This is a genomic window from Telluribacter sp., assembly GCF_035998675.1.
In the GTDB taxonomy this organism is placed as follows: Bacteria; Bacteroidota; Bacteroidia; order Cytophagales; family Spirosomataceae; genus Telluribacter.
In genome coordinates, this window is sequence record NZ_DASYHI010000018.1 from 154,716 (window position 1) to 168,849 (window position 14,134).

The following is a 14,134-nucleotide window of genomic DNA, read 5'->3' on the forward strand; positions in this document are numbered from 1 at the left end:
TTAGTTGGCCTTCTAAGATTTGAATATGAAAAGGTACCAGAGATTGCTCCAGAAGTAAGGATTATCTATAATCGTAAGGGAGACTGTCCAAATCAAAACCCAGCGAACCCTCTTAAGATCCTGTAGTATGCAGATTATAATTTTTTTAACAGCCTGATAAGCTCATCTCCAACCTTACCCGAGGAAGGAGCAGGAGCGTTTACATTTACCAACTTTCCCTCCTGGTCCACAAGTATATAGCGAGGAATGCTATACAGCTGATAGGTATTTAAAAATGGTTCACCAGTTTCTGTAGTTGGCTGGTTGATATGCAACCCCATGAATTCCTTTTCTTTTGTTAATCGCTTTCTCCAGGCACTTTCATTCTTATCCACAGATACATACATAAAAGCTACCTGATTGTTTGTCTCAAATTGTTTTTGTAGCACCTTAGCAATGGGCAGTTCCTCCAGACATGGCTGGCACCAGGTGGCCCAAACATCAATATATACTACTTTCCCTTTTAAATCACTTAAAGAAATAACTTTCCCTTCTGGGGTAGTTCCAGAGAAGTTAGGAGCCATCTGGCCGGTTGCAAGTGGTTGCCACTTTCTGTACTTCTTTTCAAGAGATGGAGCGTAGGTATCATAACCAGGCTCTTTTTTTAGCGAAACCATTAGTGAGTCGGCAACCGCATTTACACCCTGACGTGTTAATAAAGTTTCTATATTTTTTGCCCGAAGAAAAGTTTTGATCGCTGCGGGATAACTTTGATTTTGGATTAACTGATCTGACAATAAAGGTAATTTATCACGTAGTGCGACTACTTCTTCCCTGGCTTTTCCCATTACCAGAGGCCATTGCGACTCTACCTGTAGATAAAACAAGAGCGCCATAGCGTATTCTGGTAGTTGAGCTTCCAGTAGTGAAGAATCAAGAGGTACCTTACTGATGTATGATTTAAGATCAGCAAGCGACTTTCCGGTCGAATCCTTGGGATTGAACTTGGCCATGCTATAATTGATTTGGTAAGTCAATAATTGCAATCTGTTTCGTTCTTCCAATAAACGTTGTATAGGACCGGGTAAGGCTTCAAATGCCTTGAACTGATTAGTAAGATCGGTATAACTTCGTTGTAAAGAGTCCAGCCGTCCAAAAAAGGCCTCGGGATCCAAGGCAGTCAAAGGCACTCCTCCCCGTCTCTCATACTGTCGATAGATCATTCCGGATTGGGTTAGATAATTGGATGCTTCTGCACCTTTACCTGTATAGTGAAATGGAGTAGAAGCATTCTTACTATCCAAAGCTACCTGAAGTTGATCGCCAGGGCTTACTAGTAGGGTACTGCGCTGCTCACCAATTTGTAAGCTGGCAAATACTACATTTTTAAGAGGGATTTCAAATGAAGCCATTCCATTAGTATCTACATAGGTTTCGGCAATAATAATGGGCTCCCTTGTTAGCATATCAGTTGTAGTTACCTTGACAGGCTGTCCTTTCTCGGTCACCGCGTGAATTGAAATAAGTACTTTACCTGGATTTGATATAAATTGGCTAAATGTCAAAGTAAGGGAGAATCCGACTATCAGATTGTAAAGGATCTTCTGTTTCATAGAGGACTAGATGTAGGTGAATAATTCTAAAAATTTATATTCATTTCTCAAATCTTAAATTAGAGAAAAATATGAATAAGAGTTTCATGTACTGAGCATTAATAGATATCAATTCATCTTAAATTTACCGAACGGCCAGGGAGGTATACTATCTTGATAATAAAGATATAACTGTTAGGAGTGAATGCATGAAAGAAGTTCAATATCAAACCTGCCTATGTCTCGTCCTGATATTTATATACAGTTTTTCAGTACCCTTTGTAGGGCCTCTATCCGATTAATTATTCCTAATATAAAGAAAAGGTAGTTTCTGATTGGGCACCACACCGGCTGCTAACCTTTACCGGCCCGCCTGCCGCTGACTGGTAGTTTCAGCCGTGGGAAAATCGGCTGGAACCGGAATGTCCACTTTTCCGGTGGCGGCCCACTGCGCTCCCCGCTGCAAAGTAGTAATGAACCCCACGCACTCAACCGAGTAGTCAACGTGACCCATGGGAGTATGAAAAATCCGGCCCTTGCCGTAGGTAATCGTCATCATCATGGGCTCGTGCCGATCGGTACCCCGGTTGTCTTTGGGAGAAAACGCAGTAGCCAGTACCTCCATGTTTTCGGCCGGTCCGCGGAGGCGGTCGTACATTTCGTCTTTAGTGTGCATCCAGGTGAGTGGCATACCCTTGGTGATAGGGTGGTCGGGCTTCCGGATCGTCACCAGAAACTCCTTCTGGGCTCCGTGCGAGCCGGCATTGCCCGGCTGCATGTCCCGGACCAGCTTGCCTTTCTGGTCGTAGTACACGTAAGGGCCGTCCTTTTCGGTCCGGTCGCCCCAGCCGCCCAGGCCAATCATTTTGTTGTAGGCGGGCCAGTCGGGAAATGAATTATTGGCGGCATGCACCACCACCAGCCCACCGCCTTTGCTGATAAATTGTTCAAAGGCCAGCTGCGTTTCGCGGGGCCAGGGGGCGGCATTCCACCCAAAATTACACACGACCAGATCATACTTTGAAAAGTCAGGACGAAAGCTGGAATCCACGCGGGACTTCGCCAGTGCCTGCGTGTTTTGGGTGCCTGCCAGGGTATAAGCGGAAATAAATTCATCGCCTTTCCAGGTATAACGGGTCCGTTTCACATCTACCGAAAACTTCCCGGTTTCTTCCAGGTACTGTTTCATCAGGTAGGTAATTTTGGGCCACTGGTCGTGGTTATTCTGCCCGTCCACGATCAGCGTCCGGATGGGCTTTGCCCCTTTTTTCGGCTGCGCCCAGGCCGGGTTTCCGCCGAGCAGTACCAGCAGCACCAACAGTAAATAACGTTTTATCATAGCAATAAGCATTTTGTTCATCTGTATTTACCTTTAAAGGAGCCCATGACCCTGAATTACTTCACGCAGAGCAGATCAATGAGCGAACTCCGGTAAGCTACCCAAAATCAAACCAGTAAAAGCGGATTGAAGTTGTCTGGCACGCCTGGATTTCGTACCTTCTCCAATTCAATCAATCTCATTTCTCACAGTGCTTTAAATCTGGATCCTATGGATATTATTATCACAGTACTTATTGGCCTGGTTGTATTGTTCCTGCTCTCCGGAATACGTATTGTTTATGAATACAAAAGAGCCCTGAAGTTCAGGTTCGGAAGCTATGTCAAAACCCTGGGGCCGGGTCTTCGCTGGATTATCCCCATCGTGGAAACCATTCAGATGGTGGATATACGGGTCATTACTATTAATATAGTTTCTCAGGAAGTCATGACCGAAGACAATGTTCCCTGTAGCATTGACGGCGTAGTGTTTTTTAGGGTCGATAATCCCGAAAAGGCGGTTCTGGAAGTAGAAAATTTTCAGTTTGCCATTAGTCAGCTGTCCCAGGCGGCGCTGCGGGATGTGTGTGGTAAAGTGGAACTGGATACGATCCTGTCAAAGCGCGAAGAGATGGGTAAAAACATTAAAGCGATTGTGGCCGAAGAAACCCTGCATTGGGGCGTAGTGATTATTGATGTAAAAATCAAAGACATCCAGCTGCCGGAAAACATGCGGCGCATGATGGCCAATCAGGCCGAAGCGGAGCGGTCGCGCCGGGCCCGGATCATTCTTTCGCTGGCCGAGGAGCAGGCGGCCGAAAACCTGCTCGCCGCCGGTAAAATCATTGATCAGTCCCCCTCGGCGATCAAGCTCCGGCTGTACCAGACCCTGGCGAACATAGCCTCTGAAAAGAACTCCACCATTATTTTTCCATTCCCGGAGGAGATTTTACATAGGGATACAAAGAAGGAATGAGGCAGAGGTACTAAGGTACCCATGCTGATCCGGCCGCGGCAGGTACCTTTGGTAAGGGGCTGGTCTGTGGCCGGGCCAGCGTGGTCGGACCAGCGTGGCCCGACCAGCGTGGCCCGACCACAGGTCTTATAAGTTGAATACATACTCCTGTTTGGGACAGGAACTGGTCTTCCGGGGCTGATGCGCTTTCATGGCTTTGTCCAAAAGCTCCGTTACATCCATACTGTGGGTAGCTGGTTCGGAGGTGATGCTAATGCGGGTCACCTCATGCCAGCTATGATCTACCTCTTCCACGTGCCCTTCAAATTCCAGAGGTGGTATCCCGCAACTTACCGGGTCAAACCATCCTCCATCAATAAAGGCTACTTTTATCAAGGCTTCGATTTGGCTGATGGTTAATTGGTAGAGGTTGCTCAGTACCTCTGAACCGTAGAGCTTATAATTTCCGGCATCCCGGTAGAGGTACTCAAACAGGATTTGGTGGGCTTCAGAGGTAGGTTTTATAAAATATCGTATTTTGCCTTTCGAGTAATTACTATACCGTTCCTTATGTTTCTAATGGATGAACTACCTGGTTTTTTGCAAAATGATCAGCCCATGACTTGCCCAACCTGTGGGACAAGGACGGTACTTGTGGCGGACTTCTTTCATACTAATTTTAAAGCAGGTATTCATTGGTGCGGCAATGATGATTATTGGTTTATGGAGCAGGAGGAGGAAGAATAGGTACTTCGAGGTTGATAATTCCGTCTTCATGCAATAAAACGTTCCAGCCGATACTCTAAAAACTCTTTTCGTGGCTGGTAATGGCGTGGGAGGAGTATAGTTTTATGTTCAAATCGCCCAAAGAAATCATTAAAAAATGGCTGAGTAGCTTCTTCTTTTAATCTACGAGAGATCAGTATTTTGTAATCCGTATCAATGCAAATCATTCCTTTTTCATACGCCCGGTCGTAAAGGTGTGAAAGACAAATTCCATTTGCGGGGTTCAAGCGTTCGTGTTCATTAGCCGCCCAGGGTACAATATGTCCCGCCACTAAAAGATCGGGCTGATTAATCAACGAAATAGCACAACGACTCTCATACGTTTTCAGGATCATCTGGCGAAAAACGCTTTGGTTAACCCGAGTTTTTACAGCCCTAATTTTCGTTTCCCCCTTCAGGTCCTTCAAGTCAAACGCAATTTCAGGGTACTCTTCTTCAATGGTACTTTGTTGATATTCAGCTAAGATTCGCTCACTTTCAAAAACCAAGTCTTCCTGGTGATCTATGAACTCATCCCAAATCGGCTTTACCTGATTGTACCCACCGCTCAAACCAGCTATTCCTCTTTCCTGATGATAGGGATCTACTGCAGCAAAATTATTCAGCCTCATAGCCACCGAACTTGGGCTGCGGGTACCTAGTAATTGGGAAAGTTTTATTATTTCTGGATTCCCACTGTGCAATTTGCCAAAAGGTAGTTTTAAATACAGGTTAAAGGCAAGGATGAGTTCTTCTCGGGTCCAGTTTGGGCTTTTTGCCATGAAGGAGTAGTGTAAAAACAGGTGGAATTTACATATCTCTTATGAGAAATTTAAGTTTTTACACTTATATTAGTCTTTTTTCATAATCGTGATATACAAATATTTAAAATGAATCGAATGGTAGGGGTTTTGTTAATGGGTGGAGGGATAGTAGCATTTTTAATTGGTTTATACATTTATAAATCATCCAATACTGAGAAACGATTAAGTAAAATAAATGCTTCATTCTCATTACCAGCTACTGCACCGAATGTAAAAGTAGTAGAAAGTAAGAAGAAAGCAGAAGTTGTAAAAAAGCATGAAAATATTTATAAAGTGCCTGAGAATCAGCACCTTCAATCTTTGGAGAAAGTGATAGAGATGGCCATTGCTGATGGGGTATTGACTGCGAATGAGAAAAAAGTCATCAAACGAATCGCCGAGGAAAATAATTTGAATTACGAGCAAATCATTAAAGATGTTGAAGCCAGGATCTTAGCATCAGATTTTGATTCAGAAACAGCATTGATTAATATTAATAAAAAGAGTGGTGATGATTTTGAGAAGTTCGTTGTGCAGAAGTTCAGCAAGAAGTATTTCCAAATTAAAGAGTGGGCAGGTGATAAGTATGTAAATGGGAGATATGCTCAAACAACTCAAAACCCAGACTTATTGATAGAATTTAGACTGGGAGAGAGTAATTATGATTTTGCAGTAGAATGTAAATGGAGAAAAGATATAAAAGAAAAAGGAATTGAATTTGCAAATGCTGCCCAATTCAAGCGATATAAAGATTTCGAAGTAAAGCGAGAAGTCCCAGTTTTTATAGCAATTGGTGTTGGAGGTAAAGCCTCAATGCCAGAAAAGCTTTATATTGTTCCTCTTCGGATGCTAACTTCAAATTTTATATTTCCAAACACATTAGAGAAATTCGAGAAAAAGGATACAAAAGGGTTTTTCTATGACTATAAAAATAAAGCTTTGAGGTAAGCAAGAAGAGCAGGAGAGCCCTTACCACAAAATCTTATTTTGCTCAAAGTTTAATAAATGAAAACCATCCTCATCACCTTCGTACGCGTGTACCAGGTAGTACTATCGCCCTTCCTGCCGAATGCCTGCCGCTATACCCCTACCTGCTCGCAGTACATGGTGGAGGCGGTGGAGAAGCATGGCGTGTGGAAGGGCGGGCGGATGGGCCTGCGGCGGTTGTCGCGCTGCCACCCCTGGGGCGGCAGCGGCTACGACCCGGTACCCTGACGTACCTACCTGTTAGCCTCCGATGGCTACTTTTCGGAGAATAGAATCAATGATGGTCATGGTACGTACGCCGTCGGCTTCGGCTTCGTAATTGAGCAGGATGCGGTGGTTCATGATGTCGGGTGCCAGCTCCTTGATGTCTTCGGGTAGTACATAGTCGCGGCCTTCGAGGTAGGCCAGGGCTTTGGCGGCCAGGTTGAGGTAGATGGTCGCCCGCGGCGATACCCCAAACTGAATGTACCGGGCTTCGTCGCGCAGGTTGTAGTCGAGGGGGCGGCGGGTGGCAAACACCAGCTCAATGATGTAGCGTTCCAGCGTCTCCGAAATATTGACCTTATTTACCTCATTTCGAATCGCAAATATCTCCTCCTTGTTCAGGATGGGCCTGACCTGGTGGTTAAAGTTCAGGTCGGCCATGCGGCGCATTACTTCCAGTTCCTGCGGTTTGTCGAGGTAGTCTACGTACACCTTCATCATGAAGCGGTCAAGCTGGGCCTCGGGCAGCGGATAGGTACCTTCCTGCTCCACGGGGTTTTGGGTAGCGAGTACCAGAAAGGGGCGGTCGAGCAGGTAGGTACTATCGCCGATGGTCACCTGCTTTTCCTGCATGGCTTCCAGCAGAGCCGACTGCACCTTGGCGGGCGAGCGGTTGACCTCGTCGGCCAGAATTATATTGGCAAAAATAGGCCCCCGTTTTACTTCGTAGTCCCCGATATTGGGCTTATAAATCATGGTACCTACCAGGTCGGCGGGCAGCAGGTCGGGGGTAAACTGTATCCGGTGAAAGTCCAGCTGAAGTACCTTGGCCATAACATTAATGGTGAGGGTCTTGGCCAGACCGGGTACTCCTTCCAACAGCACGTGTCCTCCCGTAAAAAGGCTGATGAGCAGTCGGTTCAGGAGTTTTTCCTGACCTACTACTACCTTGCCCATTTCGTCGAGTACTTCCTTTATTCTTGGTAAATACATTAATCCAATGCGTGATTGAGTGAATGATAGACTGAGCCACCGTGGCAGCGGCGGATGACGGTACGTTGTATCAATTACCGCTGCCACGGTGGCCGCTGCCACGGTGGCTCATTCCTGCCTTTGCACACCGATGGGTACCCCCGAAACGCTACTCCCGCACAGCCCGTACAAAGCGGTCTTTTCCGTGAATGTCGCGCAGCAACTCTACCTGCGTATAGCCCCGTTCCTCAAACACTTTCCGGGTTTCCTCCCCAAAATGTTCGTTGATTTCGACGTAGCAGCGGCCCTGTGGTTTCAGGTGGTGGCTGCCAAAGTCGGCAATGGCCTTGTAGAACAGCAGCGGATCATTGTCTTCGACGAAAAGCGCCTCGTGGGGCTCAAAACGAAGTACATTGGGCTGCATGTGGTCGGCTTCGGAGTAGGTCACATAGGGCGGATTGCTCACGATACAGTCGAACTGCTCGGGGGCGTCGGGTAGGGGAAAGCTCACGTTAAGCATGTCCTGCTGCGCAAACTGTACGTCGGCCATGAGCTGACGGGCGTTTTCGCGGGCTACGGTCAGGGCTTCTTCCGATACATCCCAGGCGTGGACGGTAGCGTGGGGCAGAAAGCGCGCCAGCACAATGGCAATACAGCCACTGCCGGTACCTATGTCCAGAATGGAAGCCTTTTCGTCCGGTTCGGCGTAGTCGCGGGTCACCAGGCGCACGAGTTCTTCGGTTTCGGGACGGGGAATAAGTACCGACGACGACACCCGGAAGGTCAGGCCACAAAATTCCGTGGACCCAATAATATGCTGGACGGGCTCATTTTGATTGAGCCGTTGCACAATAGTATCCCAGTCGGGCTGTACCTGTGACTCCGGAATGGGCCGGTCTACCAGTACATCTACGTTGCGCAGGCGCAGGTAGTGCTCCAGGAGCATAAAGGCGATTGCCTGGGTCTCTTTGGGCGGATATACGGTAATCCGGCTGGTTAATTGTTGATAAAGCTGACGCGCCGAGGCCATTCGTTACTCGTTTTCGGTTCTTAGGCGGGAAAGTTAAGAAAATTATAAGAACTGCGAATAAGAAAGGTTGGCTAAAATGGTTTACCGGATGCTCAACTGCGTACGCATAACACTAATCAACTCGTCAAATTTGAAGGGTTTGGTTACGAAATCATCAAACCGGCACTCCACCAAATCGGGATTTTTGCGGGCAAAGGTATCGGCCGTAAAGGCTATAACCGGCACGTGCTGGTGTCTGGGCATATCTTTCCGGATGCTTTTCATGGCCGTAATGCCATCCATAACCGGCATTTGTATGTCCATCAGAATCAGGTCAAAACCCCGTTCTTCCAGCGTGCGAAGTACCTCCTCCCCGTTGTTGCAAATCATGTAGTCGGCTTCCCATTTTTCGAGCAGGTGCTTCAGCAGCAACTGGTTGGCAATGGTATCTTCGGCCACCAGTATGCTGTATCCTTTCAGTGAGAAAGGGTCGCCGGGAGCAGGTACTATGGTTTTTACCTTTCGCTGAGTAACCTTTCTGAAGGGGAGCCGTACCGTAAAGACCGACCCCTCACCCAGGGTACTTTGCACCCTGATGGAGCCGCCCATCAGGCTGGTTATTTTTTGGGTAATGGTCAGGCCAAGGCCGGTACCGCCAAAGTACCGGTTGGCGTCGTTGGTATGTACCTGGGCGTAGCTGTCAAATATTTCATTTATTTTTTTCTCCGATATGCCAATCCCCGTGTCCCTCACCTCAAACCGCAGCTCAACGCTGTCGTTCAGGTCTTTTTCAAGGCTGACCATTACTTCCACGTAACCCTTCTGGGTAAATTTAAGCGCGTTACCCAGCAGATTCATGATGATCTGGTTCAGGCGATAGGGGTCGCCCATCAGCATCCGGGGTACTTCCGGCCCGGAATTTATCCGTAGTTCAATGTTCTGGTCCTGCGCTTTGCCCTGGAAGGCCGTCCGGAAGTAGTTTAGTTTTTCGGACAGGTCAAATTCCAGGTTTTCCAGGCTGAGTTTTCCGGCCTCAATTTTAGAAAAGTCAAGTACATCATTCAGGATCACCATCAGGTTTTCGGCCGAGTACTGAATGGTCCGGAGGTTTTGCAGGTTATTACCGGTAAAGTTTTCTTTCAGCAGCAGTTCGGTGAAGCCGATGATGGCATTCATCGGGGTCCTGATTTCGTGACTCATGGTAGAAAGAAACTCCGCCTTGATGCGAGCCGCTTCTTCGGCGTCTTTCTTGGCCTGAATCAGTTCTTTCTCCGCTTTTTTGCGCTCCGTAATGTCAATGGCGGTGCCCAGTACCTGACTTACCTTGCCCCGGGCGTTGCGCTTAAAGGGTACTTCGCGGGTAATAATCCATACCTCCGAGCCGTCTTTATGCAGCAGACAAAGTTCTTTTTCCAGTACGGCGCCATCCTTAATCCGGTGCCGGATACGGCAGTAGTGCCGGAGCAGGAGTTTTCGTTCTTCGGGCGTAACTATTTGCAAAAACAGCGACTGCCCGGTATGTAACAGGTCTTCATTGCTGTACCCCAGTATTTCCCGGATCTGTTCGTTGTGGTACACATTAATACCTTTCTCAATATCATTTACATAAATAATATTGGGCGAAAGCTGCGTGATTTTCTGGATAAATGCCTCTTTATCGGCCAGTTCGGAGCGTATTTGTTCCTGCTGCCGTTCGGCTTCTACCATGCGTTGAATGGCATGCAGCGTTTTGGCCAGTTTTTCGCCGTTTACTTCCGATTTGGGGAAGTAGTCGAAGGCCCCGGCCTTCATCATTTCTACGGCAATACGCTCATCACCGTGTGAGGTCAGGATGGTAATCGGAAGCTGGGGCGCTCCTGACTTTATCTTTTTGAGTAGCTGGAGACCGTTGGTCCGGGGCAGCTGGTAGTCAATGAAGGCGCAGTCGGGCAGCCAGTCGTTAAGCAACTGCAGGGCTTCTTCGGCGTACTTGCACACCCTGATTTCCCCCACCCTGATACCTGATTTTTTGATAGCCCGCTGAAACGACATGGCATCAATGTCATCGTCCTCTACCAACAAAATGGACATAACAGCTTTATGTTCTTCCGGTGTGTAGGAGGGTGGTATCATTTGGGAAATTCACATAGGGTCCAGTAGCTATTTAAGGTAGAAACCGCCGCGATAAAGCTATCCAGCGACAGGGGCTTCAGGATGTACCCGGCCACGTTCAGATTGTACGCCTTTATCTTGTCGCTGTCTTCGTTGGAAGTAGTCATGACAAAAACCGAGAGAGAGCTGAGCTGGGGGTCCTTGCGGAGTTCCTGCAGAAACTCAATGCCACCCATCATGGGCATGTTGAGGTCCAGCAGTATGATACGGGGCATGGGTACTTCCTGGTTGTTGCTACGGAGAATTTTCAGGGCTTCCAGACCATTGTTGGTGGTAACCAGCGGATTCAGGATGTTATTCTTTTTGAAAGCGCGCTTAACGTTCATGACGTCTACTTCGTCGTCTTCCACCAGCAAAATAGTAATGAGGTCCTGTGGTACCCGGTTCATCTTCTGAATTTCTGTTAACATTTTTTCTTTTAAATAGTGAGTGTATAAAAATAGTTGAGCATATAAAAAACTTAGCGTTCGGCTTTGGGCCAGGTAAAATGGAAGGTAGTACCTTCTCCCATGGTAGATTCCACCCAGATGTTGCAGCCCTTTTCGTCAATGATTTTCTTGACAATCGCCAGCCCCACGCCGGTACTTTCTATTTCGTCGCGGGCCTGTAAGGTCTGGAAAATGACAAAAATCTTTTCGTGGAATTCGGGCCGGATACCGGGGCCGTTGTCGGTAACCGCAAAGTTCAGGTGAGAGCCCTTGTCTTCCCAGGAAATGGTTATTGCTATCCGTTTTTTGTCGTTGTACTTAATACCGTTGGAAATCAGGTTCTGCAGAATCTGCTGAAGTACTATTTTTTCGGTATGGATAAACAGGTCGTCGCCCAGCAGGTTAAAGCTGAGCTCATCCTGTACCCGCAGGGCATCGCAGATTTCCTCCACCAGGGGCCGCACGGGTACCTGGTCGGCAATGGCCTTGATACGGCCCGCCCGCGAGTACTGGAGTATACCATTGATGAGGTTTTCCATCCGGAATACGCGCCCGCGCAGCAGCTTGAACTGGTCCCTGGTTTCGCCTTCGAGCAGGTGACTGATGTCTTCTTCAATCCATTCCGAGAGGTTGTTGATAGCCCGGAGCGGGGCTTTCAGGTCGTGGCTCACCACGTAGGCAAACTGGTCCAGTTCCGCGTTGATGCGTTCCAGGTCCCGGGTGTGGGCTTTGAGCTTTTTTTCGGCCTCTACCCGCTCCGTCACCTCATTCTGTACGGCAATGAAACCAATATGTTGCGTGTCTTCGTCAAACAAAGGTTCAATGAACAGCTCCACCCAGTACGCCCGCCCCGACCGGCTATAGTTAATAATTTCTCCCTGAAAACTCTCTTTCTCTTTTAGCTTCGTATTGATGATGGTTCGTACGGCCGGGTCGGTTTTTTCGCCCTGCAGCAGGCGGCCAGGTACCTTGCCCAGCGATTCTTCCAGCGAGTAGCCGGTAAGTTTGGTAAAGGCGTCGTTGGCCCAGGTTATCCTTCCGTCGGCATCGGCAATCAGCATACTGTTTTTGGTAGTTTTCACGACCAGGGCCAGGCGGCTCAGCTCCATCCGGGCCTGGTACTGACTCGTTACATCAACGAGGGTACCAATGTAGCCGATGTGCTCGTGCTGGGGTGATATCTGGCGTCGCAGCGACAACTGAAGCCACTTGTCGGTACCCGAAGTCGTAAAAAACTGAATGATTTCGTTCAGCGATTCGGCTTCCTGGCTGAGTAGCATGGCCAGGCTGAGGCAGGCCGAGGAGCTAAGGTCAAAATCGGATAGCTTTTTGTGCAGGCTGGACTTGACCGGGTAGCCCGTTACTTTTTCCCAGGCGGTATTGAGATAGGTGATGCTTCCCTTCCCGTCCAGCTGAATGATAATTTCGGAAATACTGCTTACAACCTCTTCGAGCCGACGACTGGTTAAGGCGGCCTCGGCAGTTTTTTCTTCGGCAATGCGTTTTAGCTCCCGGTTTGCCTTGAAAAGCTCGTTGGAACTTTGCTCCAGGATACGTTCAACCCGGTTAATATCTTCCCCGAACTCACCGTAGGCCAGGTCTACCGCCGCCAGAAAATCGGCCATGCCCGGGTGCTCAGCCAGCTCGGGAGGTAACTGTTTTCTAATCTGACGCCTGAGCAACCGGTGTGCTATCCGGTCCAGGGCTTCTTCTTGTAGCATAAAAATCAGGCTTCGCTCAGGGTAGTAATGGTCATGGTCTGATTGTGCAGATCGCACTGGGTGTCGCGGTCAAAGGGGGCCAGCTCGCCGTAGGAGTAAAAGCCCGTAATGACCGGCCGGTTCAGGACTTCTGACACTACCTCCACCTCTTCCTCTACCATTTGCTTAAGTACCAGTTTTCGCCCTATGCAGCTGACCAGCAGTGCAAACTCAGGATGGTGGTTCAGCCCCTGGGCGGCTACTTTGGCGGCTTCTTCGGCACCGTTAATCAGGCGGTCGTTGTTGGCCTTCATGAGCTTTACAAACGAGCCTTCGGGTATATCACCGGCAAACGTAAGACTCTTGTCGGTTTCGTTAATGGCCAGTATGGTACGTACAACGGGGGTCCGGTCTTCGCGGTCACGCATGCTGAGCGGAAACAGCAGGCCCGAGGCCGGCAACCCTTTGGCTTCGTCGCCCAGGAAAGATTTGTACAGGTCCAGCGCCGGCTGACCGTCTATTTCAAACAGGATATTACCGGTTGAGCGCGTAACCTGCCGGTCCACGCCGAAGCTGTCCCAGCCACCCCGGGAGCTGTAGCCCACCGTCAGGGCGTCGCCGTACAGGCCGATGGCCACCACTACCTCGCTGGTAAGGGTACCATCCGGCTCAATCACGCTGGTCTGCTGGAAGTTGGCTCCGTCACCGGCCAGTCCGCCGGTAATAGTAACCGAAGAAGGCAGTACCTGGGTCATTCCTTTTACCAGGTCGGTGCCATTTACTTTCAGGCCGTCTGATATTACAAGTACGTGTTTGAGCGAGTCAAGAGGAAGTTGGGAAACCAGCTTTTTTCCGGCTTCGGTACTGTTGAAATCAACGGCGCTGAGATGAATTTTAGCGGCTTTGGCGGTGGTTTTGTCAAACTGAATACCGGTTATTACCGCCGTACCATCCTTGACCGACTCGTTGGCTATTTCGCCGGAAGTAGAGCATCCACAAAAAACAGCACCTGGATAACTACTCTTTAACGCGTCCAGAATTGTTTCTTCCTGCAATAATTCCCGGTTTCCAAAAACAAGGATAAGATCCGGCGAAAATCCAAAATTTTGGGAAGAGTCGCTTCGGGTAGCTACGAATTGCTTAATTTTCATAGTAATTTTGTGTATAGTGGTGATGAGAGTTTTCGATTTACAAGCAATAAAAGTGCCATTTTTAGCAACTACACCCTATTATCTTTGAATAATCAGCCCTTTAAGGCAACTACTTCTTAAC

Annotated in this window: 13 protein-coding genes; 3 read left to right on the top strand and 10 right to left on the bottom strand. The window is 48.4% G+C overall.

Annotated features, from left to right (window positions below):
• Positions 1-134: 134 nt before the first annotated feature.
• Both VGN67_RS11350 and VGN67_RS11355 read right to left on the bottom strand, forming a co-directional pair.
• On the bottom strand, positions 135-1,592 hold the full coding sequence (locus VGN67_RS11350) for a TlpA disulfide reductase family protein (RefSeq protein WP_327486943.1): 1,458 nt from the start codon (positions 1,590-1,592) through the stop codon (positions 135-137).
• Positions 1,593-1,932: 340 nt separating this feature from the next.
• Positions 1,933-2,910, bottom strand: coding sequence for a ThuA domain-containing protein (locus tag VGN67_RS11355; RefSeq protein WP_327486944.1), 978 nt, complete (start codon positions 2,908-2,910; stop codon positions 1,933-1,935).
• Between the two features lie 210 nt (positions 2,911-3,120).
• Here VGN67_RS11355 and VGN67_RS11360 point away from each other — a divergent pair, with 210 nt between their 5' ends.
• Entirely contained in the window at positions 3,121-3,864 is a 744-nt protein-coding gene (locus VGN67_RS11360) for a slipin family protein (RefSeq protein WP_327486945.1), read from the top strand.
• Between the two features lie 126 nt (positions 3,865-3,990).
• Here the strand turns inward: VGN67_RS11360 and VGN67_RS11365 are convergent, their stop codons facing one another.
• Positions 3,991-4,239, bottom strand: coding sequence for a hypothetical protein (locus VGN67_RS11365; protein ID WP_327486946.1), 249 nt, complete (start codon positions 4,237-4,239; stop codon positions 3,991-3,993).
• A 377-nt stretch (positions 4,240-4,616) separates the two neighbouring features.
• The gene (locus VGN67_RS11370) at positions 4,617-5,390 is read right to left on the bottom strand and encodes an HNH endonuclease (protein ID WP_327486947.1); all 774 of its coding nucleotides are present in this window, start codon (positions 5,388-5,390) and stop codon (positions 4,617-4,619) included.
• Positions 5,391-5,498: 108 nt separating this feature from the next.
• Between VGN67_RS11370 and VGN67_RS11375 the strand changes: the two genes are divergently transcribed.
• Complete coding sequence (locus VGN67_RS11375) at positions 5,499-6,359, top strand: TerB family tellurite resistance protein (RefSeq protein ID WP_327486948.1); 861 nt, start codon at positions 5,499-5,501, stop codon at positions 6,357-6,359.
• A 57-nt stretch (positions 6,360-6,416) separates the two neighbouring features.
• Positions 6,417-6,626 (top strand): membrane protein insertion efficiency factor YidD, encoded by a 210-nt coding sequence (yidD, locus tag VGN67_RS11380; protein ID WP_327486949.1) that lies wholly within the window; start codon positions 6,417-6,419, stop codon positions 6,624-6,626.
• Positions 6,627-6,638: 12 nt separating this feature from the next.
• Here yidD and VGN67_RS11385 read toward each other — a convergent pair whose 3' ends face one another.
• The 6 genes from VGN67_RS11385 to VGN67_RS11410 form a co-directional block, all read right to left on the bottom strand.
• Positions 6,639-7,595 carry a MoxR family ATPase gene (locus VGN67_RS11385; protein WP_327486950.1) on the bottom strand — a complete coding sequence of 319 codons (957 nt, stop codon included), beginning with the start codon at positions 7,593-7,595 and terminating at the stop codon, positions 6,639-6,641.
• A 148-nt stretch (positions 7,596-7,743) separates the two neighbouring features.
• The gene (gene prmC, locus VGN67_RS11390) at positions 7,744-8,604 is read right to left on the bottom strand and encodes a peptide chain release factor N(5)-glutamine methyltransferase (protein WP_327486951.1); all 861 of its coding nucleotides are present in this window, start codon (positions 8,602-8,604) and stop codon (positions 7,744-7,746) included.
• An 81-nt stretch (positions 8,605-8,685) separates the two neighbouring features.
• Positions 8,686-10,653, bottom strand: a complete 1,968-nt coding sequence (locus tag VGN67_RS11395; RefSeq protein ID WP_327486952.1) for a response regulator — start codon at positions 10,651-10,653, stop codon at positions 8,686-8,688.
• Between the two features lie 38 nt (positions 10,654-10,691).
• Complete coding sequence (locus VGN67_RS11400; protein ID WP_327486953.1) at positions 10,692-11,144, bottom strand: response regulator; 453 nt, start codon at positions 11,142-11,144, stop codon at positions 10,692-10,694.
• 50 nt (positions 11,145-11,194) lie between these two features.
• Positions 11,195-12,883 carry a PAS domain S-box protein gene (locus tag VGN67_RS11405; RefSeq protein WP_327486954.1) on the bottom strand — a complete coding sequence of 563 codons (1,689 nt, stop codon included), beginning with the start codon at positions 12,881-12,883 and terminating at the stop codon, positions 11,195-11,197.
• A 5-nt stretch (positions 12,884-12,888) separates the two neighbouring features.
• Positions 12,889-14,013: an FIST signal transduction protein gene (locus VGN67_RS11410; protein WP_327486955.1), complete on the bottom strand. Its 1,125-nt coding sequence runs from the start codon at positions 14,011-14,013 to the stop codon at positions 12,889-12,891.
• Between the last annotated feature and the right edge of the window lie 121 nt (positions 14,014-14,134).

Excerpts from the sequence above, each read along its gene's own strand:
- VGN67_RS11350 (WP_327486943.1), bottom strand. The coding sequence starts at position 1,592 with ATGAAACAGAAGATCCTTTACAATCTGATAGTCGGATTCTCCCTTACT.
- VGN67_RS11405 (WP_327486954.1), bottom strand. The coding sequence starts at position 12,883 with ATGCTACAAGAAGAAGCCCTGGACCGGATAGCACACCGGTTGCTCAGG.
- yidD (WP_327486949.1), top strand. The coding sequence starts at position 6,417 with ATGAAAACCATCCTCATCACCTTCGTACGCGTGTACCAGGTAGTACTA.
- VGN67_RS11410 (WP_327486955.1), bottom strand. The coding sequence starts at position 14,013 with ATGAAAATTAAGCAATTCGTAGCTACCCGAAGCGACTCTTCCCAAAAT.
- VGN67_RS11375 (WP_327486948.1), top strand. The coding sequence starts at position 5,499 with ATGAATCGAATGGTAGGGGTTTTGTTAATGGGTGGAGGGATAGTAGCA.
- VGN67_RS11395 (WP_327486952.1), bottom strand. The coding sequence starts at position 10,653 with ATGTCCATTTTGTTGGTAGAGGACGATGACATTGATGCCATGTCGTTT.
- VGN67_RS11385 (WP_327486950.1), bottom strand. The coding sequence starts at position 7,595 with ATGTATTTACCAAGAATAAAGGAAGTACTCGACGAAATGGGCAAGGTA.
- VGN67_RS11355 (WP_327486944.1), bottom strand. The coding sequence starts at position 2,910 with ATGATAAAACGTTATTTACTGTTGGTGCTGCTGGTACTGCTCGGCGGA.
- VGN67_RS11360 (WP_327486945.1), top strand. The coding sequence starts at position 3,121 with ATGGATATTATTATCACAGTACTTATTGGCCTGGTTGTATTGTTCCTG.
- VGN67_RS11400 (WP_327486953.1), bottom strand. The coding sequence starts at position 11,144 with ATGTTAACAGAAATTCAGAAGATGAACCGGGTACCACAGGACCTCATT.
- prmC (WP_327486951.1), bottom strand. The coding sequence starts at position 8,604 with ATGGCCTCGGCGCGTCAGCTTTATCAACAATTAACCAGCCGGATTACC.
- VGN67_RS11370 (WP_327486947.1), bottom strand. The coding sequence starts at position 5,390 with ATGGCAAAAAGCCCAAACTGGACCCGAGAAGAACTCATCCTTGCCTTT.